At 41.3% G+C, this 24,438-nt stretch carries 23 protein-coding genes, 5 tRNA genes and 1 pseudogene; 23 read left to right on the forward strand and 6 right to left on the reverse strand.

All coding sequences use genetic code 11. The annotated features are described in order from the left end of the window. Window positions 1-236 precede the first annotated feature (236 nt). The gene (locus tag WFH04_RS14220) at window positions 237-1,298 is read left to right on the forward strand and encodes a suppressor of fused domain protein (RefSeq protein ID WP_336824721.1); all 1,062 of its coding nucleotides are present in this window, start codon (window positions 237-239) and stop codon (window positions 1,296-1,298) included. Window positions 1,299-1,412: 114 nt separating this feature from the next. On the opposite strand, the pseudogene WFH04_RS14225 reads toward WFH04_RS14220, so the two are convergent. Continuing rightward, window positions 1,413-2,243, reverse strand: a pseudogene (locus WFH04_RS14225) (MerR family transcriptional regulator). Window positions 2,244-2,327: 84 nt separating this feature from the next. Here WFH04_RS14225 and WFH04_RS14230 point away from each other — a divergent pair. The 5 genes from WFH04_RS14230 (at window position 2,328) to WFH04_RS14250 (ending at window position 5,802) form a co-directional block, all read left to right on the forward strand. Beyond that, a complete protein-coding gene (locus tag WFH04_RS14230) occupies window positions 2,328-2,582 on the forward strand; it encodes a hypothetical protein (protein WP_336824722.1) in 255 nt (84 codons plus the stop codon). Further along, window positions 2,560-3,348 (forward strand): MATE family efflux transporter, encoded by a 789-nt coding sequence (locus WFH04_RS14235; RefSeq protein ID WP_336824723.1) that lies wholly within the window; start codon window positions 2,560-2,562, stop codon window positions 3,346-3,348. The genes WFH04_RS14230 and WFH04_RS14235 overlap by 23 nt, the downstream gene beginning before the upstream one ends. After that, a complete protein-coding gene (locus WFH04_RS14240) occupies window positions 3,311-3,877 on the forward strand; it encodes an MATE family efflux transporter (protein WP_336824724.1) in 567 nt (188 codons plus the stop codon). Before WFH04_RS14235 ends, WFH04_RS14240 begins: the two co-directional genes overlap by 38 nt. Window positions 3,878-4,370: 493 nt before the next feature. Then, window positions 4,371-5,306 carry a ring-cleaving dioxygenase gene (locus WFH04_RS14245; protein ID WP_336824725.1) on the forward strand — a complete coding sequence of 312 codons (936 nt, stop codon included), beginning with the start codon at window positions 4,371-4,373 and terminating at the stop codon, window positions 5,304-5,306. Between the two features lie 40 nt (window positions 5,307-5,346). Next, on the forward strand, window positions 5,347-5,802 hold the full coding sequence (locus WFH04_RS14250) for a MarR family winged helix-turn-helix transcriptional regulator (protein ID WP_336824726.1): 456 nt from the start codon (window positions 5,347-5,349) through the stop codon (window positions 5,800-5,802). Between the two features lie 45 nt (window positions 5,803-5,847). Here the strand turns inward: WFH04_RS14250 and WFH04_RS14255 are convergent, their stop codons facing one another. After that, window positions 5,848-6,207, reverse strand: a complete 360-nt coding sequence (locus WFH04_RS14255) for a winged helix-turn-helix transcriptional regulator (protein ID WP_336824727.1) — start codon at window positions 6,205-6,207, stop codon at window positions 5,848-5,850. Between the two features lie 134 nt (window positions 6,208-6,341). Between WFH04_RS14255 and WFH04_RS14260 the strand changes: the two genes are divergently transcribed. The 4 genes from WFH04_RS14260 to WFH04_RS14275 all read left to right on the forward strand — a co-directional run bounded on the left by WFH04_RS14260 (window position 6,342) and on the right by WFH04_RS14275 (window position 9,820). Then, window positions 6,342-7,400, forward strand: a complete 1,059-nt coding sequence (locus WFH04_RS14260) for an LLM class flavin-dependent oxidoreductase (RefSeq protein WP_336824728.1) — start codon at window positions 6,342-6,344, stop codon at window positions 7,398-7,400. Between the two features lie 76 nt (window positions 7,401-7,476). Then, window positions 7,477-7,779 carry a rhodanese-like domain-containing protein gene (locus WFH04_RS14265; protein ID WP_336824729.1) on the forward strand — a complete coding sequence of 101 codons (303 nt, stop codon included), beginning with the start codon at window positions 7,477-7,479 and terminating at the stop codon, window positions 7,777-7,779. 186 nt (window positions 7,780-7,965) lie between these two features. Beyond that, on the forward strand, window positions 7,966-8,685 hold the full coding sequence (locus tag WFH04_RS14270) for an N-acetylmuramoyl-L-alanine amidase (protein WP_336824730.1): 720 nt from the start codon (window positions 7,966-7,968) through the stop codon (window positions 8,683-8,685). A gap of 76 nt (window positions 8,686-8,761) precedes the next feature. Further along, complete coding sequence (locus WFH04_RS14275; RefSeq protein WP_336824731.1) at window positions 8,762-9,820, forward strand: Mrp/NBP35 family ATP-binding protein; 1,059 nt, start codon at window positions 8,762-8,764, stop codon at window positions 9,818-9,820. 144 nt (window positions 9,821-9,964) lie between these two features. Here the strand turns inward: WFH04_RS14275 and gerD are convergent, their stop codons facing one another. Next, window positions 9,965-10,579 carry a spore germination lipoprotein GerD gene (gene gerD / locus WFH04_RS14280; protein ID WP_336824732.1) on the reverse strand — a complete coding sequence of 205 codons (615 nt, stop codon included), beginning with the start codon at window positions 10,577-10,579 and terminating at the stop codon, window positions 9,965-9,967. Window positions 10,580-10,721: 142 nt separating this feature from the next. On the opposite strand from gerD, the gene WFH04_RS14285 reads away from it, so the two are divergent. Next, window positions 10,722-11,426 (forward strand): KinB-signaling pathway activation protein, encoded by a 705-nt coding sequence (locus WFH04_RS14285; RefSeq protein WP_336824733.1) that lies wholly within the window; start codon window positions 10,722-10,724, stop codon window positions 11,424-11,426. A 31-nt stretch (window positions 11,427-11,457) separates the two neighbouring features. On the opposite strand, the gene WFH04_RS14290 is transcribed toward WFH04_RS14285, so the two are convergent. Then, window positions 11,458-12,123 (reverse strand): polysaccharide deacetylase family protein, encoded by a 666-nt coding sequence (locus WFH04_RS14290; RefSeq protein ID WP_336824734.1) that lies wholly within the window; start codon window positions 12,121-12,123, stop codon window positions 11,458-11,460. 274 nt (window positions 12,124-12,397) lie between these two features. Here WFH04_RS14290 and WFH04_RS14295 point away from each other — a divergent pair. From WFH04_RS14295 to glmM, 12 genes are all read left to right on the forward strand, one after another. Then, window positions 12,398-12,472 (forward strand) — tRNA-Asn (locus WFH04_RS14295). A 7-nt stretch (window positions 12,473-12,479) separates the two neighbouring features. Next, window positions 12,480-12,555, forward strand: a tRNA-Thr gene (locus WFH04_RS14300). A 144-nt stretch (window positions 12,556-12,699) separates the two neighbouring features. Next, a tRNA-Glu gene (locus WFH04_RS14305) sits at window positions 12,700-12,774 on the forward strand. 186 nt (window positions 12,775-12,960) lie between these two features. Then, window positions 12,961-13,045: transfer RNA gene (locus WFH04_RS14310), tRNA-Tyr, on the forward strand. 17 nt (window positions 13,046-13,062) lie between these two features. Beyond that, window positions 13,063-13,137 (forward strand) — tRNA-Gln (locus WFH04_RS14315). 513 nt (window positions 13,138-13,650) lie between these two features. Further along, window positions 13,651-15,777, forward strand: coding sequence for a bifunctional diguanylate cyclase/phosphodiesterase (locus tag WFH04_RS14320; RefSeq protein ID WP_336824735.1), 2,127 nt, complete (start codon window positions 13,651-13,653; stop codon window positions 15,775-15,777). A gap of 82 nt (window positions 15,778-15,859) precedes the next feature. After that, window positions 15,860-16,762: an arginase gene (gene rocF, locus WFH04_RS14325; RefSeq protein WP_336824736.1), complete on the forward strand. Its 903-nt coding sequence runs from the start codon at window positions 15,860-15,862 to the stop codon at window positions 16,760-16,762. 515 nt (window positions 16,763-17,277) lie between these two features. Next, window positions 17,278-17,841, forward strand: a complete 564-nt coding sequence (gene sigW, locus WFH04_RS14330; protein WP_336824737.1) for an RNA polymerase sigma factor SigW — start codon at window positions 17,278-17,280, stop codon at window positions 17,839-17,841. Window positions 17,842-17,853: 12 nt separating this feature from the next. Further along, window positions 17,854-18,492 (forward strand): zf-HC2 domain-containing protein, encoded by a 639-nt coding sequence (locus WFH04_RS14335; protein ID WP_336824738.1) that lies wholly within the window; start codon window positions 17,854-17,856, stop codon window positions 18,490-18,492. A 149-nt stretch (window positions 18,493-18,641) separates the two neighbouring features. Beyond that, the gene (gene cdaA, locus WFH04_RS14340; RefSeq protein ID WP_336824739.1) at window positions 18,642-19,478 is read left to right on the forward strand and encodes a diadenylate cyclase CdaA; all 837 of its coding nucleotides are present in this window, start codon (window positions 18,642-18,644) and stop codon (window positions 19,476-19,478) included. Continuing rightward, window positions 19,471-20,742, forward strand: a complete 1,272-nt coding sequence (locus WFH04_RS14345; RefSeq protein WP_336824740.1) for a CdaR family protein — start codon at window positions 19,471-19,473, stop codon at window positions 20,740-20,742. Before cdaA ends, WFH04_RS14345 begins: the two co-directional genes overlap by 8 nt. 369 nt (window positions 20,743-21,111) lie before the next feature. Then, window positions 21,112-22,464 carry a phosphoglucosamine mutase gene (glmM, locus tag WFH04_RS14350; RefSeq protein WP_336824741.1) on the forward strand — a complete coding sequence of 451 codons (1,353 nt, stop codon included), beginning with the start codon at window positions 21,112-21,114 and terminating at the stop codon, window positions 22,462-22,464. A gap of 55 nt (window positions 22,465-22,519) precedes the next feature. Here the strand turns inward: glmM and pstA are convergent, their stop codons facing one another. Both pstA and pstC read right to left on the reverse strand, forming a co-directional pair. Next, complete coding sequence (gene pstA / locus WFH04_RS14355) at window positions 22,520-23,404, reverse strand: phosphate ABC transporter permease PstA (protein ID WP_336824742.1); 885 nt, start codon at window positions 23,402-23,404, stop codon at window positions 22,520-22,522. Window position 23,405: 1 nt separating this feature from the next. Beyond that, window positions 23,406-24,356 carry a phosphate ABC transporter permease subunit PstC gene (gene pstC, locus WFH04_RS14360; protein WP_336824743.1) on the reverse strand — a complete coding sequence of 317 codons (951 nt, stop codon included), beginning with the start codon at window positions 24,354-24,356 and terminating at the stop codon, window positions 23,406-23,408. Window positions 24,357-24,438 lie beyond the last annotated feature (82 nt).

A 24,438-nucleotide genomic window follows, 5' to 3' on the forward strand; every position in this document is an offset into this window, starting at 1 on the left:
CCTTTCGTTTACTTGTTTCTCGACAATTCAAGTATAAAAGAAATGGTGATTACGTGCTTTTTTGGGGTTCTATAATATTTGTGTGAATACCCCAACAAATATTATAGAACCAATAAAATAGTGTGCGCCCAAAGGACTGTAATTAGGTCCTTTTTCTTTATTTCGATCTATTTGATAGACGTCAAAACAGGAAAACATTTACACTATACATACATTGAAATCTTGGGGGCGGGTTCATGAGTGAAGAAGTGATCACGGCTGGTTGGGATGCGATTGATGCAGCGATGGAGCGAATTTATGGAGAACAGGAACCGAAGCATTACGGCACGCTCATATCCTATGCTTTAGGGGGATCTGATCCGTTAGACGGAATAAGTGTCTATTCGTCCGACTCGCCGCTTCCGCATTGGCATTTCGTTACGTATGGGTTTTCGGAGCTGTACGAAAAGGAATCCGATTATGCAGAGGAAAGTGGATATGGGTTTGAATTGACGTTTCGGTTAGTTAAGGAAAAAGATGAGGAGGAACCACCTGCGTGGGCTTTAAATTTGCTGCAAAATATGGGGAGATATGTATTTAATAGCGGCAATGTATTTCGATCGGGTGACTATTTAGATGCAAATGGTCCAATCTGCTTGGAATCGAATACTCAACTGACAGCACTTGCTTTCATAGCTGATCCGGAAGTGGGAACGATCGATACGCCAAATGGGCAAGTGCAATTTTTGCAAATGGTCGGCATTACAAAGGATGAATTGGAAGCGATGCAAATATGGAATACAGTAGGGTTGCTTGAATCTGGATTGCCGCATATTCCTTCTTATATGACGGATTTGAATCGTGCATCATTATTGGAGGATGAAGCGGTTTCAAAGGCGGTGCAAACTGGAATGGAGCATGATGGCTCCAATACGGGCATCCTATTTGTCGATCAACTCTCCTGGGAGAACGGGAAAAAAGGGTGGCTACGCAAATCTCCGTCTATTTTAACGATTGGAGCGAAGCAAGCTGACATTATTGGAAAACTATTGCGCGGACGCCTTCTTAAAAATCGGAAGCTGACGTTGTCAGGTCCTGAAAGCCGTATTGTTTTTGAGGCAGGAGAGCAGTCGGGCTATTCTGCAGGGGACGATGAAGTCCGGATTGTATTAGATGAGCATACTGTTACGGAAATGAGCAACAAATTGCGACCGAAGCAGAGTGAATTTAATGTTTCTGCGAAGGACGGATTCATGGTGCGCATAGTTCAAACGAACATTACCGATCAGGACGGGCGTGTTGTCAAAACGATTGGTTAATAGTAGGTTGCAGGAAATATGCTTTCATTACTATAAGAGTGAAATGCTTAAAAGTCGACTTCCTTTTGAGGGAAATCGACTTTTTTATTTCGCAAAAACATAATTGGATTGCATTCAACTTTCTTTTTCAACTTCTAACATTATTTTTGTCACATACTCTTCCTCGTCATTTTTAATAAAAGCATCGTAAACATATTCCTCATATACTTACTGGCCTAGCCGATAATGTTGCTCTTCCATAAAGGCAAATAATCGTTCATATGTTTGTTCAATTGTACTAACGGTCCCTACGTGATATCCGATAATGACTTCTCCTTCAATGGTCTTGAAATAAGAATGCCCTTCGCGTGGAAAGGGCTGTTCCATATATAAGAAGGAATAATTATCGTAGTTGCCGGCTAATATTTGCTCCCTCTTTGTAATAGCGCCAATCGGATGACCTGTATCTAATTGTGAACGGTATAATTCATCAATGAAATCGGAGACTGCTTCGACAAATTGCTCTTCCGAGGAATCTTCAATGTTTTTGCTTAGATACAAAACTTCTTCCGGTAAATGCTGAATTGTAATGCTGTCAAAATCGAGATGCAGTGCCTCCTCAGTTGAACGTATTTTCACGTCGATCATACTTTCAATCATTCTTAGTTCTTGTCGCTTTTTCTCTACAACCTCTTTTTGTTGCTGCATTAATTGCAAAAAATGATGGGGTGATTTATTTGCCATATACGTTTGGATTTCCTTCAATGACATGCCAACCGCTTTTAATAATTCAATTACGCTAAAAAAATCATATTGCGCAATCGAATAGTAACGGTAGTCTTTCTCATCTTTCATAGCGGGTGATAGTAAACCGATTTGATCATAATAAATGAGCGTTTGTTTATTTACTTTGCATAGCTTGGCAAATTCACCAGTCGTAAAGTACTTAATTTTTCGATTTGACAATTTATATTCTCCTTCTTGACTATATAGTAACTATATACCTTAGATTATATCTATCCATAAAACAGATAGAAAGGTTTTGACAATATGTTCTCAGAATATCGGAACAATACTGGTGTAAGTAATGATGAAATCTTATCGTTGCATACTGCTGACGCTCAACAAGATTGTATTGAAATGACATTGCAATACATTGTAGATGCTAAAAAGGATCTGCGTTTTGTACTTGATAGAACAGGTACTGCGGTAGGACTTGCGTTGTATGGTTCGTTTTTACAGAATCACGGTGAACAGGTAATGATCAAGAAGGTGAGATATGATGACAACTATGAATGTAATTGAGACAAGACCTCTAAAGCCATTGTTTTTATCTTACTTATTTCCCGCTATGATCGGTATGGTGCTCATGTCGATCAATATTTTAGTGGATGGAATATTTGTAAGTCATGGGGTAGGACCGACGGCATTAGCAGGAGTAAATATTGCGGTCCCGATCTTCTCTATTTTGCTATCAATTTCCCTTTGGATCGGGATGGGTGGTGCAACGCTTTATTCGATAGCACTTGGTCAAAATAATGTGGAACGTGCTCATCGAATATTTACATTGTCATTTTTTGCGATGATTGCAGTTGTTGTTGTTTTGATCATTTCATTGTTATTCAACCTGCAAAGCATTGCTTATCTGTTTGGTGCTAACGACAGTACCTATCCTTATGTAAAAGAGTATTTGTACATCATTTTGTTGTTTGGGATCTTTTATACGATAGAAAATATGTTGAGTATATTCATTAGAAACGATGGGAACCCAAAGCTTGCAATGATCGGTTTGATTACAACATCTGTTTTGAATATCGTATTAAATTATCTCTTTATATTCGTACTTGACTACGGAGTTATGGGCTGTGCGTTGGCTACTGTCATTTCCACGATGACAGGAGCTGTTGTACTATGCCTTCACTTCTTCCGTAAGCAGTCTCAGTTGAAGTTTGTCCGAAAGTTTTTTAACTGGGCAGATGTGAAAAGCATATTTGCAATTGGTTTGCCAAGCTTCAGTAGCTGTTATCGTAATTTTGTTCAATGTTACGTTTCTACATTATTTGGGAGATGACGGCGTCACGGCCTATGCGATGGTCAACTATATTCATACAGTGCTGTTAATGATGTTTTACGGGATTGGCATGGCACTCCAGCCGATCGTCAGCTATCATTACGGCGCTAAGTTAATGAATAGAGTGACAGCACTTCTAAAAATAGGTATCACCACTGCACTCATTTTAGGATTCGTCATTGTGTTTGCTGCAATGTTATTTCCTACACAGATCATTGCAGTATTCGGTGACAATACAACGGAAATTCGTGAAATGGCATCACGTGGTTTTGTGCAATTTGCTATCGGTTATCTATTTTTAGGGATTAATATGGTGTTTGCAGAGTTCTTTCAGTCTATTGAAAAGACAAGGCTTGCATCATTGATTATGTTATTGCGCAGTATTCTATTATTTGTGCCAGCACTCATCGTATTGCCGATCGTATTTGGGGCAAATGCAATTTGGTGGACATTCCCTGTTGCTGAAAGTATTACAGCGCTGCTTATTCTCTATTATGTAAAGAAAAATCCGAAGACCATTTCTTCATGATTTTGTATGAAGAAGTGGTGATTATACCGGAACTTTGAAGTTTTTGTTTGTTGGTGGATAAGATTATATTTTAAAAGGCGGATGGAGTTCGAGGCCGGAGTTTTTGGTAGATGGTGCGGAAAAAGCAGGTTGTTTGTTAGGGGTGTGGATGTGATTTGTGCGGCAAATTCGTAGGGTTATGCGTTGTAGATTTGCGTTATACGTGCGTTTAGGAATTTATGCGTTGTTAATTTGATTTATGCAAGTATATGAAAAAAAATGGTCTGCTCATTCACAGAGTGGACCATTTTTTTGTTGATGCTTATGTTAATTTTAGATGGTATATGGGAATAGTATTCGTAATTAGTCTAATGGTTGACAGGCGATCGGATGGGTGATAAAATTATCTTGAATTCAAGATAATGTGCAGTTTGAATATTTTTTTAGTTATATATCTCGAATTCAAAATATATGTTTTCGTGATATGTCGATTAATAGATAGGAGTGGATCAATGTGAAAAAGACTAGTGGAATTCACCATATTACAGCAATTGTTGGTCATCCGCAGGAAAATGTTGATTTTTATGCAGGGGTGTTGGGGCTTCGGTTAGTGAAGCAAACAGTGAACTTTGATGATCCAGGTACGTACCATTTGTATTTTGGCGATGAAGGCGGGAAGCCAGGTACGATCATTACGTTTTTCCCTTGGGCGGATGCGTATAAAGGAAAAATTGGCGACGGTCAAGTTGGTGTTACTTCTTACGTTGTACCAACGGGTGCAATTGGGTTTTGGACGCAAAGATTGGAGGCGTTCAATATTTCTTATAACAAAACTGAACGTTTTGGAGAACAATATTTAACATTCGATGACCCTCATGGCCTTCATTTGGAAATTGTTGAAAGAGAAGAAGGGGCATTGAATACGTGGACATTCGGTGGAGTGATGCCGGACGTTGCCATTAAAGGCTTTGGCGGTGCAACGCTTTATTCCTCTCAGCCAAGTAAAACAGCGAAGCTGTTAGAAGAAATTATGGGATTTGAACGTATCGGGGAAGAAGGAGATTTGATCCGCTTCCGTTCATCTGCGGCTATCGGCAATATCATCGATTTGAAAACGGAGCCACAAGGAAGAGGACAAATGGGTGTTGGAACGGTTCACCATATCGCATGGAGAGCGAAAGATGACGAGGATCAATTGGAATGGCAACAATATGTTGCTGAAAAAGGCTATCATGTAACACCTGTTCAGGATCGGAATTATTTTAATGCAATCTATTTCAGGGAGTTTGGCGAAATTTTGTTTGAAATTGCGACAGATCCTCCAGGATTTGCAATTGATGAGCCGCTAGAAAAGATGGGAGAGCAGCTCATGTTGCCTACACAGTACGAACAGTACAGAGAGCAGCTTGAACAGCGATTAATTCCTATTGAAGTGAGAGAACGGTCGTAACTGGTGACTATGAACGAGCCAATAAAGAGGGTTGATGATTATGGAAACTCGAAATGAAACGTTACAGGAAGAATTGTCACTTAAGTTATTTGTCGTATTGACGCGGACCTTTGAATCGATCAAGAAGCGCGTGGAAGCGGATATTAAATGTTTAGGGTTAAATACGACCGAGTTTGCAGTGCTTGAATTGATTTATAGCAAAGGGGAGCAGCCGATCCAAAAGATCGGCGAGAAGGTATTGATTGCAAGCAGCAGTATTACGTATGTCGTAGATAAGTTAGAAGAGAAGGGTTTATTGAAGAGAAAACCTTGTCCTACGGACCGTCGGATTACGTATGCGACGATTACGGAGGAGGGAACTGCATTCATGGATGAAGTTTTTCCTACACATAAAAAGTCGATTGAGGAAATATGTGCTGGATTAGATATGGATGAGAAAAAGATGATGATCGAGCAGTTGAAAAAGTTAGGTTTTTACGCTGATAAACTGAAATGAAAATAGGGTAGCCATTTGGTCAAAGATGACGCAATGGCTATCCTTTTATTCGTCTGCAGTTTGGCTATTGTTTTTAGCCATTTCTATCTTGTGCAATGTATGCTTTAGTCCCCATTCATGCATCGCTTCTAAAATCGGTTCTAAACTTCTGCCGTATTCTGTAATGGAATATTCAACTTTTGGAGGCACTTGTGCGTATACTTTTCGCTTGATGATGTCTTCTGATTCCAATTCTCGCAATTGTGTTGTCAGCATTTTTTGCGTTATGCCGGGGATGCTTCTTTTAAGTTCGTTGAACCGTTTCGTTCCTTCATTTAATAAATGCAAAAGAATGAGCGGCTTCCACTTGCCAACTAAAATTTCTAATGCATCATCGACTTTGCAAAGCTCTGGTTTTTTTGCCAAGTGTCTTCCTCCTATCAGTATCTTTTTCTATACTATACAACATTTAAGTGCGTACTTATAAATATTGCTTTAAACCAATAAAATGATCGTAATGGATCAAAAAGTAGCATGAATAGAGAAAAGGGTGGTTATCAATGAAGAAATATCGAATTGACCCGAAGAATGGATTGGAGTTCGGGCTGTATACGTTGGGAGATCATATTTCAAATCCTTGGACGGGTGAACGAATTTCTGCAGCCCGGCGTATTGAGGAGATCATTGAGCTAGCGAAATTGGCAGAGCAGGCGGGCATTGACTTTTTCAGTGTTGGAGAAAGTCATCAGGAATATTTTACGACGCAGGCACACACAGTAGTATTGTCCGCAATTGCGCAAGCGACAGAAACAATTAAATTAGGCAGTTCCTCTACAATTATTAGTACGTCCGATCCTGTGCGGGTATATGAGGATTTCGCAACGATCGATTTGATCTCGGGAGGAAGAGCTGAAATTGTTGCGGGACGAGCATCCCGTGTAGGGCTTTTTCAGTTGTTAGGTTATGATATCCACAATTATGAAGAATTATTTGAAGAGAAGTTTGAGCTATTGTTACAGATCAACAAGGAGAAAGTTGTGAATTGGAGCGGCAATTTCCGTGCCCCATTACAGGAGGCGGTCATTTTACCGAGACCATTGCATGGTTCGTTGCCAATTTGGCGTGCAGTTGGCGGAAGCACAGGGAGCGCCATTAAAGCTGGACTCGCTGGTGTTCCGATGTTTATTGCTACGTTAGGTGGTCCTGTGAGCACGTTTAAACGTTCAATTGACGCTTACCGAGAAGCGGCAGCAAGTCAGGGCTTTGATACGACAACACTACCCGTTGCTACAGCGGGCTTCTTCTATGCTGCCGAGACGACTCAACAGGCACAAGAGGAATATTATGCACATGTGAATAATGGCATGCAGCTCACTAACGGCAGAGGTTATCCAAAGGAGTTTTTCATGGCTGGATCGGCGAAACGAGATGTCATGAACATCGGCAGTCCTCAGCAAATTATTGAGAAAATACTTTATCAACATGAAAATTTCAATCACCAACGCTATATTGCTCAAATGGATTTCGGTGGTGTGCCGTTTGATCGACTCATGAGAAATGTTGAGTTAATTGGCAATGAAATTTTGCCGGCAATCAAAAAATACACTTCACAAAGTTGAACTGCAAATCAAAGTGCTGGACTGCATGCATCCTGCCTATATAAGATGTAGGGAGCAGTTATGAGGAGGATTTGACATGAAGGAAATTACGACAGATGACTTGCTTCAAAAGCTTGATAATGGAGAAACGCTAAATCTCATCGATGTAAGAGAAGATGACGAGGTTGCAACAGGGATGATTTCCGGCGCAATTCATATTCCGTTAGGAGAAATTCCGGAACGTATGGAAGAGCTTGATAAAGCGACGCCATATGTGCTGATTTGCCGATCAGGCGGGCGGAGCGGACGCGCGGCTGAGTTTTTAGAAGCACAAGGATACGACGTCACGAATATGGTTGGCGGTATGTTGGACTGGAAAGGTGAAGTTGAATTTAAGTAAAAAATTTTGGGAGCCCAGTGCTCTCTTTTTTTATTGATGATATCCATGTTCAACTGTTCTTTTCAATCGGTATTTGAACGAAATTAAGCTTGCAGAAGTTCATTAACAAACAAAATAGAACGATGATACAAGCAATCATATCTTGGCCATTAGCTGCGTATAGTGGAGGAAAAAGGCGGTGTGGCATTGAAGCGATGGGTGGTCATTGGATTGTTGTTTGCTTGCTCCCTTTTAGTTGTATGGTATGGCGTGAAGGCGTCAGACCGTAATTTCTTTATGCCCGAGCAGTTGGCAGGCGTCAAAATTGTCCTTGACCCTGGACATGGCGGGCTGGATGGGGGAGCTTCGGTAGGAGATGTCGTTGAGCGTGATATTACGTTGAGCATTTCTCATGAGTTAAAGAAACGGCTTGAAAAAAAAGGTGCCGTTGTCGTAATGACGCGCGAAAAGGGTGGAGATGCGTTAGCGGAGCATGCACCGAGTGAGAAATTTGGCACAAATCGGCAAAGGAAATTAGCTGATTTAAAATTGCGCGAGTCCATTGCGATTGAGGAAAATCCTGATTTATTCCTTAGTGTGCACGTGAATGCGATTCCGGAAGAAAGATGGCGAGGAGCTCAAGTGTTTTTCCATCCAGAAGGGCATCCGGGCGGGGAGTTATTAGCAAACTCTATTCAAAATTCATTTCGAGAGAACTTGAAAAACACGGATCGGGAAGCATTGGCGATTAAAGGTGTTTATTTGTTGAAAAAAGTGCCGATGCCGTCCGTTTTGATTGAGACAGGATTCATTTCCAACCCTGAAGAACGTGCATTGTTGACGGATCCTTCCTATCATGGCAAAGTGGCGGATGCTATTTTAGATGGAATCTTGGATTTCTATTTGGCAGAAGGTGAAGAGGATTAAAGCACATACAGTCTTTGAATAGGTTACATTATGTTATACTTAGGGGAGAATGATTAACCTCTAAGGAGTGTCTAAATTGATTAACGAACAAATAGTCCGTGAAGTTGTAGGCGAATTGAAGGATCCGTTTTTACATAAACCACTATCCGAAACAGATGGGATTGTCAGTATCTCTGTCAAACCTGAAAAGAAGCATGTGAGTGTAAAATTGGCGATCGCCAAAATCAACACAGCGGAGCAAATGAATTTGCAGATGAAAGTGGTAGAAGTTATTAAAGCTGCCGGTGCCGATTCGGTTGGAATTCGTTTCGAGGAGTTGCCGGCAGAAACGCTTGAAAAATTTAGAGGGACGGCAACTGCTGCGGAAGCGCAAGATTTGTTATCTCCTTTGAACAATGTTGAATTCATCTCAATTGCTTCCGGAAAGGGCGGAGTTGGGAAGTCGACTGTGTCTGTAAACTTGGCCGTATCTCTTGCGCGCCTTGGTAAGAAAGTAGGTCTGATTGATGCGGATATTTATGGTTTCAGCATACCGGATATGATGGGTATTACTGATTTGCCAATCGTTCGCGGAGAGCGGATCATTCCTGTGGAACGCTTCGGAGTGAAGGTCATTTCCATGGGCTTCTTCGTTGAAGATAACGCTCCAGTCGTATGGCGCGGACCTATGTTAGGAAAAGTATTGGATCAATTTTTCAGAGATGTAGAATGGGGAGAGCTTGATTACCTAATCTTGGACTTGCCGCCAGGGACAGGCGATGTTGCGCTTGATATTCACCAAATGATTCCAACGACGAAAGAAATTGTTGTAACAACACCGCATCCAACAGCTGCATTTGTAGCGGCGCGTGCTGGTGCGATGGCACTTCAAACGGATCACTCGATTTTAGGTGTTATTGAAAACATGGCTTGGTTCCAATCTAAAGTAACGAATGAGAAAGAGTTTGTTTTTGGACAAGGGGGCGGTACGCGTCTTGCGGAAGAACTCCGGACAGAAGTATTAGGTCAAATCCCGTTAGGTCAACCGGATTGGAACGAAGAAGATTTCGCTCCTTCCGTCTACGCAGAAAACCATCCGATTGGTAAAATTTATTATGACATTGCTCAAAAAGTGATTGATAAAACGAAAAAGTAAGCGATGGATGCCATATTGGCTTCATCTCTCAGACTGTAGACAATGTATCTTTTTACATTATTTACAGTCTTTTTTTGTTGAGATAGTAGTCTCCTTACTTAGAAAGCGGTGTAAGTCTTCTTAAATAGTTAGGCGGTGGAGGGCTTATTGGCCCCCACCGCCCTGTTGTCCGCCGCCTTGCTGTTCTTGATTTCCACTGCTGCCTTTGTCTCCGCCCTTTTCTTTTGTAGGTTGTACGTTGCCGGCTTTGAGAATCAATTCTTGCCATTTTGCTTGTAGCAATGGATTGTTGATCGTATCCTCTACGGACTTTTCTATTTCCTTTTTCATATTGGCGGATTGCAAAATTGTTTCTAACTGTTTTTGCATATCTGCTTGACCGAAAAATGTTACCATTTCATGTTGGAAGGACGAATCATTAATAAGCTTGGACATAATGTCCTGTTGCTGTTCTTTCATGCTCTTGGCGATAGCTTCAGTAAATTTGGGATCCTCAAATGCCTGTTTCCAAAATTCTTCCCCTTTTTTTGACAGTAGTGTATCTTCAATGGATTTTTTTACTTCGGGCTGCTCTAGCACCATTAATTCACGAAACTCTGGATCTGACAGCATCTTCCGAACTGCCTTTTTTCCATCCTCTGTTTGTAAAGCATCCGACATCATCTTTTTCATTTCGTCAAAAGTGGGGGAATTTTGCTGTGGACTGCAGGCAGATAGGATTAAAAGGATGATCGATAAGTACATCCATCTTTTGATCATAGAAATCAAAATCCCTTCGAGTGCTTTTTCAATTATTGTTCACATTATAAGCAGGAATATGCATAAAGCATGCTATGAAATAGATTTTTCTTTCAAACGTTGGTACACTATTGGGAGCAATCAAAAACGGGGGAACAGTATTTTGACAATACGAAATTGGGTTAAATTTTTCTTGAGAGCAATGGCTATCGGTGGACTTGTCACGGCGATCGTCGGTTTGATCGTCCGTTGGGAATTCTTTTCGCATTATTTGACGAACGGTGAAATTATAGAGTTTTTAGGTGCGTTCATTTGGATGGTTTTTTTAGGCTTTACAATGAGTGTTGTAGCACAAATGGGATTCTTTGCCTATTTGACAGTTCACCAATTCGGTGTGAATTTATTCAGATCGCTTACTTTGTGGAACTGGGTTCAGCTATTGATTATCGCTGTTGTTTTATTCGACCTAATCTTTTTCAGGTTCAAATTAACATCTGACGATACGGGTCGTACGTTATTGTATTTAATGCTTTTATTTTCACTATTGGCTGTTTCTATTGTTACTGCCTATTTCAAAGCAAAATGGACGAAAAAGCATACACTTATTTCTGCACTATTCTTCATGATCGTTATTACAACTCTTGAATGGTTACCGGCTTTGATGGTGCGTTCAGGCAATATAGATTCATGGGTAACAATCTTATTGTTCCCGTTGTTAGCTGTTAACGCATACCAACTGTTGGCATTGCCAAAATATAACCGCCAATCGGATGAAGATAAGGCGAAGCTGGACGAGCGTCGAAAAGCAAGAAAAGCGGAAGCTGCCAATAATGCTAAAGCGAAAGGCAAAAAAGTAAAAGCAAAATAAAGAGCGATGCCCTGTTTGTTGGGCATCGCATTTATTTTGGTATTTTTTTTGTTTTGATTGTCATACTGAAAAGGACATCTTCCAACGTTTTAATATCTCGATTTTCCTGCAGTTTTTTTAGATCTTGTATGGAGATCCGCTTGTTTCGATGGTGAGGAAGAGATAATATTTCACCCTCAATGACTGGAGGAGATTCTCCGCCTTCCCAAATGCGCGTTGAGCCTAATGCATTTACTTGAGATTCCCATAATGCTGCTCGTAAATTATAGGGGAACTGCTCATCCATTGACCTGAACCATAAAGGCTTGCTGTCAAAAATCGTTTCATATTTTTTGATTTGTTCGATTAGCAATGGAATGTCTTGTTCATATTCCATGCCTGCATGTCCCAACAATCCGGTAGGAATATTCTTTTTCTTAATCAATTCAACCGTCTCAGGAAAACGTTCAGCCCAATCTACATCAATGAGCAAAAGCGGATATGGCGCCTCCAAGCTTTTAATCAATTCAGTGGCTTCCTTATCCCCAAAAGAAATATTGATCGTAAGTGCCGTACCAGATGTGCCTTGTGTAATTACGTCGTTCGGCTCGTTCGTCAAACGGAATACTTGGGTCAATTTGCTTGTTCCCGGAACTTGGGGAAAGATTAAGACCAAAATAGTGCAAATAGTGATGAGTAAAAGTAGCTTGTATTTCATATTCAGTCCCCTTTGCTGCATAAAATATCCCGAATGAACGGGTCGCTATTAATTGAAAACCTTTATGCAACAGGTTTTACAAACCCTTTTCTGCATAAAGCTTTATTGTCTAAATTACTTTATGATTGAGGCTTGACCAATATGAGTGGAACATGGTAGTATAAAAAAGTCGTCAGGGGGTTAAAAAAACTTTTTTGAAAAAAGACTTGATTTCATTTTGCCCCTTCGCTATAATATGATTTGTCTCTTATGACGTTATGAAAGTTAATACGATTCCGCAGTAGCTCAGTGGTAGAGCAATCGGCTGTTAACCGATCGGTCGTAGGTTCGAGTCCTACCTGCGGAGCCATTTTTATGCTTCCATAGCTCAGCAGGTAGAGTGCTTCCATGGTAAGGAAGAGGTCGCCGGTTCGAGCCCGGCTGGAAGCTCCAGAAGAAATTGCAATTCCCTGTGAATTGGGAGTCGCTTTTTTTATGTGGAGAACCAGTCGAAGAATTTTGAAATGAATTTTAAAAAACACCTTGCTTGTTGAAGACAGATTTGTTACTATAACATTTGTCTTGATTATTTATGAAGGCCCCTTGGTCAAGCGGTTAAGACACCGCCCTTTCACGGCGGTAACACGGGTTCGAATCCCGTAGGGGTCACCATGTTTGTTTTTAAGAGTTTCGTAATGTCAGAGAGATGTGCAGCTTATCACAATACTCCTGTTAAAATTGGGAGAAGCAAGCAGGTCGCGGAAGCGATTGAATGAAAGAGGGATCGTACAAAGGTACGTGACCGAATGAATGAAAGAAGCTGACAAAGAGATGCGCAGCTTATCACAATTTTAACCCGGTGGGGTAGCGAAGTGGCTAAACGCGGCGGACTGTAAATCCGCTCCCTCAGGGTTCGGCGGTTCGAATCCGTCCCCCACCACCATTTATACATAAAAATATTGGGGTATAGCCAAGCGGTAAGGCAACGGACTTTGACTCCGTCATTCGTTGGTTCGAATCCAGCTACCCCAGCCAAACTTTTTAAACGCTATACGGTTAAAAAGTTTTGCTTATAGTTTCAAATGAAGCGATAAGCAAAAGCAAAATAGCTTCAAAACCATAACTTTATGAACTACGTTAACTACATACTACTTTACTTATCCATGTGAATTCTTTTCATTTTTGAAAAGAATTCTTTTTTATTTTTGTAAGCTTTATGACAAAGCATTATCGTACGCAGGTTCCATCTATAATCCAAGTATGGTTGTGCTTGGCAAACATAGTAGTTAGCGTGTTGTAAGGATTCTTAAGCACCTGTGAATATTAAGATATTGAATTGCAGTTGAATAAGTAGTATGTATCTTTGTTCTGCATTTTTGCATAATTGTTCTGTTCAATGCGCGTTTCGTAGTAAGCATTTGCAATCGTTATATATAGTATGGAAGAAAAATATATTATAAGTTTTCAGGCTTACAGGGAGAAAATAGTAAATGGATATTGTATATTAATAGGGAATTAAGTCCTTTCTTGATTAGGGAAACGATAGCAATGGAAAGGAAATGTGAAAAGCATATGCATGATTACTTGAAAGTAATGAGTGCCAATACAGGCAAGGAGAATAGGCATGACCTAAAAAGCATGTTAGGCGATATTGCTGTAGCGCTTGACCAATCCGCCATCGTTGCGATTACTGATCGTTCAGGAAAAATAACGTATGTGAACGAGCAATTTACTAAGATTTCACAGTACAGCGCAGAAGAACTAGTCGGATCCACACATAAAATTATTAATTCGGACTATCATTCAAAAAACTTTTTTAAAAATATGTGGGCGACGATTGGCAAAGGGCAAGTATGGAAAGGGGAAATCCGAAATCAATCAAAAGATGGAAATTATTACTGGGTAGATACAAAAATCGTTCCGTTTTTAGATGAAAAAGGGCATCCTTATCGATATATCGCTATTCGATATGACATTACAAGCCGTAAGTTGATGGAAGAACAAATTCGAAAAGATGCAGAGGTGTATCGATTAATAACGGAAAACTCTTTGGACTTCATTTCAGTGATCGATCGTGAAGGTAGATTCCAATACCTTTCACCATCACATCGGAATTTGTTAGGTTATTCTATTTCAGCTTTAAAGGAAGAATCTATTTACTCCCTTGTCTCTGAAAAAAATCATGCGGTTATACGAGAGGCATTAGAGCGGCAAGCTGCGATAGAGAAGCCGATTGAAATTGCTGTTATAAATAAGGTTGGACAGTTGAAGACGATGGAAGCAACGCTCCGTTTAATTCGGGAAAAAGGGGAATATAACAACCATTTTGTACTCGCCATGCATGATATTACGAGCCAAAAGCATTCGGAGTCAATGATTCGTGATCTTTACGATTATGATCAGCTTACTTCACTCTTAAATAGAAGCTCTTTCCAACAACGATTGAAACAATCATTGGAAGCTGCAGAGAGAAGTTCTACAAAAGTAGGCTTAGTCTATGTAAATATTGATCGTTTGCGTCATGTGAATGATTCATTTGGACATGAAGCGGGCGATCAGACGTTGTCCATTTTGGCGGATCGTCTTCGAACGCTGCTAAATGAAAATGAAGTAATCGGCAGAATTTCAGGGGATGAATTTGCTTTCACGCTCTCCGATGCAAAGGACGAAAATGCTATCGAAAAGATTGCTCACCAAATAAAAGAGCATTTGGAGGAACCGATTGTCATCAAAGAGAAGTCAATCGTATTGTCGATCAGCTGTGGAATTGCCATGTATCCGCAACATGCTGCACAACCAACCGATCTAATTACGAAGGCAGAAAAGGCATTGCGCTTTGTAAAAGATCATGGTGGCAATGGCTACAAACTGTACGAGTCTGGAATGGCGACAAAAAACTTAGAACGCATTCTACTCGAAAATGAACTGAGAAAAAGCGTCCAAATGGGCAACTTCAAATTGGAATATCAACCAAAGATCAATTTATCCCGGGAAGCTTTGTCGAGTGTGGAAGCTCTTGTTAGATGGGACCACCCTGATTTGGGCAGAATTCCTCCAGATAAATTCATCCCTTTGGCGGAGGAGACGAAAATGATATTGCCATTGGGAGAGTGGATTTTACGAGAAGCGTGCAAGCAAGCGTTGCAATGGAAAAAGAAAGGCTGCCCAGTGCGCATTGCGGTGAATATGTCTGCCGTTCAGTTGGAAGAGATAGGCATCGTTGAGTCAATCGAACGAATATTAAAGGAAGAGTTTGTTGATACTGATTTGATTGAGATTGAATTGACTGAAAGTGCTTTTGCGAACCGAATAGAGATGAGCGACACGATTGAGAGAATACGCAAATTAGGGATCACTGTTGCAATCGATGATTTCGGAACAGGCTATAGTACGTTGAGTTATATAAAAGAATTGCCTGCAGATACGTTGAAGATTGATCGCTCTTTTATTCGAGATATCGAATTGAACGAAAATAGCAGAGCGATTGTAAAAGCGATCATTATGTTAGCGGATACAGCGGGCTTAAATGTTGTAGCTGAAGGAATCGAGTCGAAGGAGCAAGCGGAAATTTTGCTCGAATTAGGATGCAGGGAGGGGCAAGGGTATTATTATAGTAAGCCTCTGCCTCCGAAAGATTGTGAAAGTATGATGATAGCAATTGGTTCTTGTGAATAAATATTCAAAAATTTGTCGAGTTGAGCCATTCTCATTAACGTCTTACAATGAAACTGTGGGAAATTAAAGGAGAGTGGCAGAATTGGACAAACATCATATATCACTCATCGGAGTACCTCTTGATTATGGGCAAAGCCGCCGTGGAGTGGACATGGGCCCGAGTGCGATACGCTATGCTGGCGCTTTGAAGAGGTTGGAGTCAATCGGTCATACAGTGACAGATGAGGGAGATATTCAAGTGAGCGCTGTGGAAAAAACTGAACAAGATACGAATCTGAAAAACTTGGATGAAGTTGTTACGGCGAATACAGAGCTTGCGGGGAAAGTTGCAGATGTCGTCAAGCAAGGAAAATTCCCTCTCGTCTTAGGTGGAGATCATAGCATTGCTATTGGGACGCTATCAGGCTTATCGACTACATATAAAAACTTAGGCGTTATTTGGTATGACGCCCACGCAGATATGAACACAGCAGAAACTTCCCCTTCCGGCAATATTCACGGTATGCCGTTAGCGGTTGCAATGGGGTTAGGGCATGAACGCTTAGTTAATATTTTGCAGGGTGGGCAAAAAGTGAAACCTGAAAACGTTGTCATAATCGGAGCTCGTTCTGTTGACCCAGGAGAGCGGCAGTTGATTAAAGAGAAAAAAATAAAGGTGTTCACGATGCATGAAATTGACCGAGATGGCATGACAGCTGTCATGAATGAGGCCATTGAGTACCTTCGAAATAGAAATGTCGATGGAGTTCACTTATCATTGGATTTGGACGGTCTTGATCCGCTTTATACACCTGGAGTTGGGACGCCTGTTGCAGGTGGAATCAGCTATCGTGAAAGTCATTTGGCGATGGAGATGCTGGAGGATTCCGGCATGATTACATCCGCCGAGTTTGTAGAAGTGAATCCGATTCTTGACGAAAAGAACAAAACTGCCGATGTAGCGGTCGGCTTGATGGGTTCATTGTTCGGAGAAAAATTAATATGACCAATCGGCTGTCCGGCTTCGTGCGGATAGCTTTTTTGTTGATTGGAATGGCAAGAAATCATACTATATGAGTAAGTTCCAATGAATTTATCTCCATGAAGAGCAATGGATTTTATGAGAATTAAAATAAGTGAGGAAAGCATCGATTTTCTTTGGTAAAATATAATTAGGTAAACGTAGCAGATTTGAAATTACATTTCAACTGTCCATTATATTTCCGATAGGGAAATTAGACCCTATAAACAAAGAGAATTGTCATGCGAAAAAGGGCGGTTCCTTTTATCTGAACCAGCAGATTCCCTCATTTCTATACGTGTTAGGATAATGCCAATATCCTTCCATTCGGCAGGGACCAAAACTCCTGCTGAATTCAGAAAACCTCGGTCACTTTCATAAGCAAGAGGAAACAAAGCCGGGGGAAAATAATTATCTTTATTTCTTAATAAAAAATGAAACCTATTGCAACCTTCAAACGTATAGAAGGAACAGCCGCATGGAGCGGAGGATGAAAGTCATTGGATGAATTGGTCAATAAACGAATAAATGAAGTGATCAGAGGCAATCAGGATGCATTCGAGGAGATTGTGACATTGTTTCAACATCGGCTGTATCAAGTTTGTTATCGAATGCTTGGCAACCGGCAGGAGGCGGAGGATATCGCCCAAGAAGCTTTTGTACGTGCGTATATTAATATTCATACGTATGATCAGAAGAGGAAATTTTCTACATGGCTGTATCGAATCGCAACAAACCTGTGCATTGATCGAATCCGGAAGAAGAAGCCGGATTATTATCTTGATGCTGAAGTGCCTGGTACCGACGGTCTAAATATGTATTCCCAAATTGCGGCAACTGGCGATAAGCCGGAAGAAGAAGTAGAAAGGATGGAGGCGCAGGAGAGGGTCCAATATGAAATTGGCAGGCTCCCTGATAAATACCGCACCGTCATCATTCTTCGATATATGGAAGAGCTACCGTTGCAAGAGATTAGTGATATTTTGGAATTACCGTTAGGGACCGTAAAGACCCGTGTACACCGCGGAAGGGAAGCACTTCGGAAACAGATGGGTAATATGTAGGAGGGAATAAGTATGAATACGTGTCAAGAACCAGTCGTTCATTTAATGCACGCGTATTTAGACGGAGACATCAGCCGAGAAGAAGAGCGAGTGTTAAAAGAGCATTTGGAAGTTTGTCCGCACTGCAGAAAAACGATGGATGAACTGAAAACGTCGGTGTTATTCCTTCAAAGTGCTGATCCAGTTAATGCGCCGGATCATTTTGTTTCGGGCGTGATGGCGCGTCTTCCAAAAGAGAAGAAGCAAGCGGGCATTCAACGCTTTTTACGCAGTCATCCTTTATTATCGGCAGCGGCATTGTTTTTCATATTAATGAGCGCAATGTTATTTTCGAGTTATAATAACAATCAACAGTTTTCATTTACGAAACAACCGAATCTCGTCATAGAAGGTGAAACCGTCATCGTGCCTGAAGGAGAGGTTGTAAAAGGCGATTTAATCGTCAAAAACGGCAACCTACGTATAGAAGGCGAGGTTGATGGGGACGTTACAGTAATACGCGGCTCAAAGTATATGGCGTCCACTGCTGTTGTGACCGGCAAAAGTGAAGAGATTGATAAAGCCTTTGATTGGCTTTGGTATAAAATTAAGACGACAGTGAAAGAAGTTTTCTCTTCCTCTAAGAGTGATGGAAAAGAACAAACAGAATGAGGAAGTTGCGATCTGTACTGCATAAGGCATGTACGGATCGCTTTTCTTATTGAAGGAATAAAGCTTCGATATATTAAGAAGAGCATTGCAGTATGGCACTATGCTATACTATAGGGTAAGAATTCGGGATGAATGTAGGGGGGAAGCGCATGCCAATTTTAGAATCGTTAACGAATTCCAGTCCGCTTGAAATACTTAAAAATATCGTGGATGTGCTTCTTGTTTGGTTCGTATTCTACAAACTGATCACCATTATAAAAGGAACAAAAGCGGTCCAGTTATTAAAAGGAATATTCGTTATTTTAATCGTTCGGGTAGTAACCGAATATTTAGGCCTCAATACATTGAAATGGATGATGGATCAAGTGTTGATGTTCGGTTTCTTAGCCGCCATCATCATCTTCCAACCTGAAGTGAGGCGCGCGTTGGAACAATTGGGCCGAGGCCGGCTATTTGCACGATCCGCCATGCAGGAGGAAGAGGAACGTGATCGACTAATCGAAGCGTTCAGCAAGTCGGTCAGCTATATGGCGAAACGACGGATCGGTGCACTAATCTCCATCGAAAAGGAAACAGGCTTAAGTGAGTATATCGAAACTGGAATTGCGATGAATTCCAATATTACATCGGAATTACTCATTAATATTTTCATTCCGAATACGCCACTACACGATGGTGCCGTCATTGTACAGCGCAACCAAATTGCGGCAGCTGCATGTTATTTGCCGCTTTCCGAAAACCCGTTCATTTCCAAAGAGTTGGGAACAAGGCATCGGGCAGCTCTTGGAATTAGTGAAGTAACAGATGCCATTACAATCGTCGTATCGGAGGAGACAGGCGCAATTAGTATAACGTCCAACGGCGACATTAACCGTAACCTATCAATCGAAGATTTTCAAAAACAACTGCGTCTTTCGTGGTTTGGTGCTGAAGTTGAAGACACAAACACCTCATTCTGGAAATGGAGGAGGCGTAAAGATGGATAAATTCATGGATAGGCCATGGTTTCTCCGCATCACTGCATTAATACTAGCCCTTAGTTTATTCGTTACTGTTAAAGGAGAAGAGGATAAATCAGCAAGCAATACATTTGGAGATACAGTGGATATTATCCGGGACGTTCCATTGGAAGTGTATTACGACAATGAAAACTTAGTCGTCACCGGACTGCCGGAAAGTGTCAATGTCACAGTAGAAGGTCCTCCTAACATTGTTCAGTCGCTAAAAATAATGAGAGATTTCACTGTGAAGGCCGATTTGCGCAGTTTACCAATGGGTAGTCATAAAGTGGAAATTCAAACAGAAAATATTTCCGATAAATTGCAAGTGAAGTTGGATCCAGCTACTGTGGATGTTGTCATAGAAGAAAAAATAACTCAGTCTTTTAAAGTTGATCCTGAGTTTAACGAGCGTCTTCTTGCCGAGGATTTCCACGTCGTCAACATGGGTGTTGAACCTGCGGCAATCGAAGTAACTGGCGCGAAAAGCGTCATTGATTCAATTAGCTTCGTAAAGGTATCGGTAACGAAAGATAATGGTATTAATAAATCATTTGAGCAAAAAGCGAGGGTTCGGGTGCTCGATCGAGATCTTAATAAGTTGAATGTCACAATTGAACCTGAAGAAGTTACCGTCAAAGTCGATATCGAGGAGAACAGTAAGGAAGTTCCGATTGTTGTGAAGCAGAAAGGTGTTGCGCCAGACGATATCTCGATTGATTCCGTTTTTTCGGAAACGAAGTTCATTACGCTATATGGACCGAAAAAAGTATTGGATTCCATAGAAAATTTCAATGTGGATGTAGATGTAACAGACGTTAAAAAGTCAGGCTCAATCAATGTAGAATTGGCAAAGCCGAAAGGTGTGTCCAAGCTATCGACTGACAAGATTAAAGTAAATATAGTTGCCTCTAACAGAACCGGAGAGGAACCTCCTCCGGAAGAAGAGGCAGACATCACTGATGACGAAGTGTCTAAACAATATAAAGGTGTACCGGTCATTGTAAAAGGGCTTGATGAATCTTTTAAGAGTCATTTTCAAAAACCGGCAGACGGATTAATTGATATTACGGTAACGGGAAGGAAAGAAATTTTGGATTCCCTGGATATATCAGATTTCAGTCTCATTGTAGATGCTTCAGGTACTGAGGAAGAGGGCGAACATGTCTACAGTGTTTCATTGGAAGCTCCTGCTGGAATTGCTTATGTGCTTTCAGATCAGGAAGTAACTTTAAAGGTTGAACTTGCTTAACTTATACAGTTACAAAGAATCACCTTATATGTGAACAATTGGTTGTTCGTATTCAAACTGAAATAAGTTAAGCTCTCCGGCGCGCAGGATGTGTGAGAGCTGACTATGCTACAAATCGTAGCTCCGCAGTCGGCTGAGAATGACACAGGTTTTGAAAGGATTATTAGATGAGCAGTTTAGGTTTACGATGTTTTATAGAAGCCTATCTTTCCATGCAAATACATGATGCAGGGCAACTCGATTCGTCAACACAGTTGCATAGCTAATATCCTAAAGGCCTTAAGCGCAATTCAAAATCTGCAATTGCACGAAAATGCAATTGAAAATGAAGATTGCTGATGGACAGCATTGAAAGGGAGAATGGATGATATGACAAAGTACTTCGGAACAGATGGAGTCCGCGGAATTGCAAATAAAGAGCTTACACCAGAACTAGCATTTAAATTGGGCAGATTTGGCGGTTATGTATTAACAAAAGAATCTACTGGCCCTGCACAAGTGCTTGTAGGCCGCGATACGCGAATTTCAGGTCAGATGCTTGAGTATGCGCTCATTGCGGGACTATTGTCAACAGGAGTTGAAGTGATGCGGCTCGGTGTTATTAGTACACCAGGAGTAGCGTATTTGACAAGAGCGATGAATGCACAAGCAGGCGTCATGATTTCGGCTTCCCATAACCCTGTCGCCGATAATGGCATTAAATTTTTCGGATCAGATGGTTTTAAGCTGACTGATGCACAGGAGGAAGAAATTGAAAAGCTGCTAAATGAGGAGACAGATGAGCTTCCACGCCCAATTGGCGCCGATGTCGGCACAGTGACTGATTACTTGGAAGGCGGCCATAAATATATTCAATACTTGAAGCAGACAGTAGACGAGGAATTTACAAATATTCATGTTGCATTGGATTGTGCGCATGGGGCTACCTCCTCGTTGGCAACTCATGTATTCGCAGATTTGGATGCGGATTTAACGACGATGGGTGCTTCGCCAAACGGCTTGAATATTAATGAATGTGTTGGATCGACACATCCAGAAGAGCTTAGCAAATTGGTAGTGGAAAAGGGTGCTGACATCGGGTTGGCATTCGACGGAGATGGTGATCGTCTCATTGCAGTAGACGAATTGGGCAGAATTATTGACGGGGATCAAATTATGTTTATCATTGGACGCCACCTACAATCGAAAGGCCGTCTAAAATCTGATACGATTGTTTCAACAATTATGAGTAACTTAGGATTTTATAAAGCGCTTGAAGCGAATGGTATACAAAGTGTAAAAACAGCTGTTGGCGATCGATATGTAGTGGAAGAGATGAGGAAAGGCAATTACAATTTAGGCGGAGAACAATCGGGCCATATTGTATTCCTTGATTACAACACGACGGGAGACGGTTTATTGACAGCGTTGCAGCTTGTCAATATTATGAAGCGAACAGGACGTAAACTTTCCGAGCTTGCAAGCGAGATGACGGTATATCCTCAAGAACTCGTAAATGTGCGAGTAACGGATAAAAATAAAGTGACAGAAAATGACCGTGTGAAACAAGTTATTAAAGAAGTGGAAGCAGAAATGGCTGGCAACGGCAGAGTGTTAGTTCGTCCATCCGGAACTGAACCACTTGTCCGTGTCATGGTAGAAGCGCCTGACCAAAATGCTTGCACGGGTTACGTAAACCGAATAGCAGATGTTGTCCGCGAAGAGATGGGAACTGAGGATTAACATGAAAAAGCGCTTGGAGAGTAGAATCCAAGCGCTTTTTCGTATATATGGATGTTTAAAAGCTTTGCTGGAATTTGTTACGGATTAAGATTGCTGCAGAATTAAGTAAAAACAGCAAGAGCAACAAGACGATTATCGTAGCAGCTGCTAAGTTTGCGTATTCTGCAACAAGTGAAGAATCCAACGTCCAATAGTAAATTTGCATAGGCAATACAGTGAAACGGTCGAAAATGCTTCCTGGAAATGGAATGAGCAACGCTGGAATGCCGATGACAACAAGCGGTGCTGTTTCACCGATTGCACGCGATAATGATAAGATGGCGCCTGTTAAAATCATTGGCAAGGCTGCCGGCAAAATGACACGTCGTATCGTTTGCCACTTCGTCGCGCCCAATCCGTAAGATGCTTCGCTTAAATGAAACGGTATTGCCCGTATTGCTTCTTGGCTTGCTACGATAACGATTGGCAGGATGAGCAATGACATCGTTAAACCGCCTGCTAAAACAATATTGCCTAAGTTCATGGCGCGTACAAAAACGGTTAGCCCTAATATTCCGTAGACAATTGACGGAACGCCTGCCAAATTGGCGATGTTCGTTTGAATGAACTGCAATCCTTTCCCTTTTTTCGCATACATCTCTAAGTAAAGCGCAGTGCCAACACCAACGACCATTGTTATAGGCACAACACATAGCATTAAATAGAAAGTTCCTAAAATTGCACCCATAATGCCGGCGCGTTCGGGTTGCGTTGATAGTTTGCCTGTCAAAAACTCGAAATTGATAAACGCGATGCCGTCAGTAAAGACTTTGTAGAAGAGAAGGCCTAAAAAGAATAAGCCGAAAAAAGCAGATAGCATGAAAAGAACCGTTGCTGTTTTATTCAAAAATAAACGCCATTTAGCTTTTTTCATCATGTCAGCCTGGTTCATTTGGTGCATTTTAATATTCCTCCCTGAATCTCTTAGAAATGAATCGCGCCAATATGTTCATAAGTAGTGTAAAGACGAATAGTGTCATTGCAACTGCGTAAAGGCTGTAGTAAACAGTGGAGCCTGCAGGTGCGTCTCCACCTGTTACTTCGACGATATAAGCTGTCATCGTTTGCATGGATTGCGTAATATCAAAAGTGAAGTTTTTCGTACTGCCGCTCGCGATTGTGACAATCATCGTTTCACCGATAGCACGTGAAATACCTAAGACAAAAGATGCGATAATGCCCGATAAAGCTGCCGGGATGACGACTTTGCGCGTCACTTCTAATTTCGTTGCACCAAGTCCGTAAGCTCCTTCACGCATTGCATTCGGCACGGAGCTCATTGCATCTTCCGAGAGAGAGGCGATCATTGGGATGATCATAATTCCCATAACGATGCCTGGGCTTAAAATGTTCGTTGATTGCAAAGAAGGGATAAACTCCCGAAGCAAAGGCGTTACAAAGGTAAAGGCGAAAAAGCCATAGACAATCGTCGGAATGCCCGCTAAAAGCTCTAACAGCGGTTTGACAATTTTACGCACTTTCACAGACGCGTATTCGCTTAAATAAATCGCTGCCATTAATCCGATCGGTACAGCAACGATCATGGCGATGGCAGAAGACGTGATCGTTCCCATAAGAAGGGGGAGAACACCGAATTCCGGATTTTGACTAAGCGGCTTCAGGACGGTCCCGGTAAAAAAATCTGCAATTGGAACACGCTTGAAAAACTCGATCGTCTCAGATAGAAGCGTGAAGAGTATGCCGATTGTTGTCAATACAGAGATTGATGCAATGAGCCAAAGAAAGACTGGGATCAGTCGCTCTGCCTTACGTTTCCAAACGTTCGAATTTTGATGTTGATCGATCAGCTGTCGGATATTGAGATCATCTGATTTTGTAAAACCTTGATTCATTATAAGAATCTCCTTTCGGAAAATAAGGGAAAGGGGCTGTTAAGAAGTCGAAAAACTCCTAACGGTGCCCCAGTCATTGCAA

It is taken from the genome of Sporosarcina sp. USHLN248 (assembly GCF_037144575.1).
Taxonomy (GTDB): Bacteria; Bacillota; Bacilli; order Bacillales_A; family Planococcaceae; genus Sporosarcina; species Sporosarcina contaminans.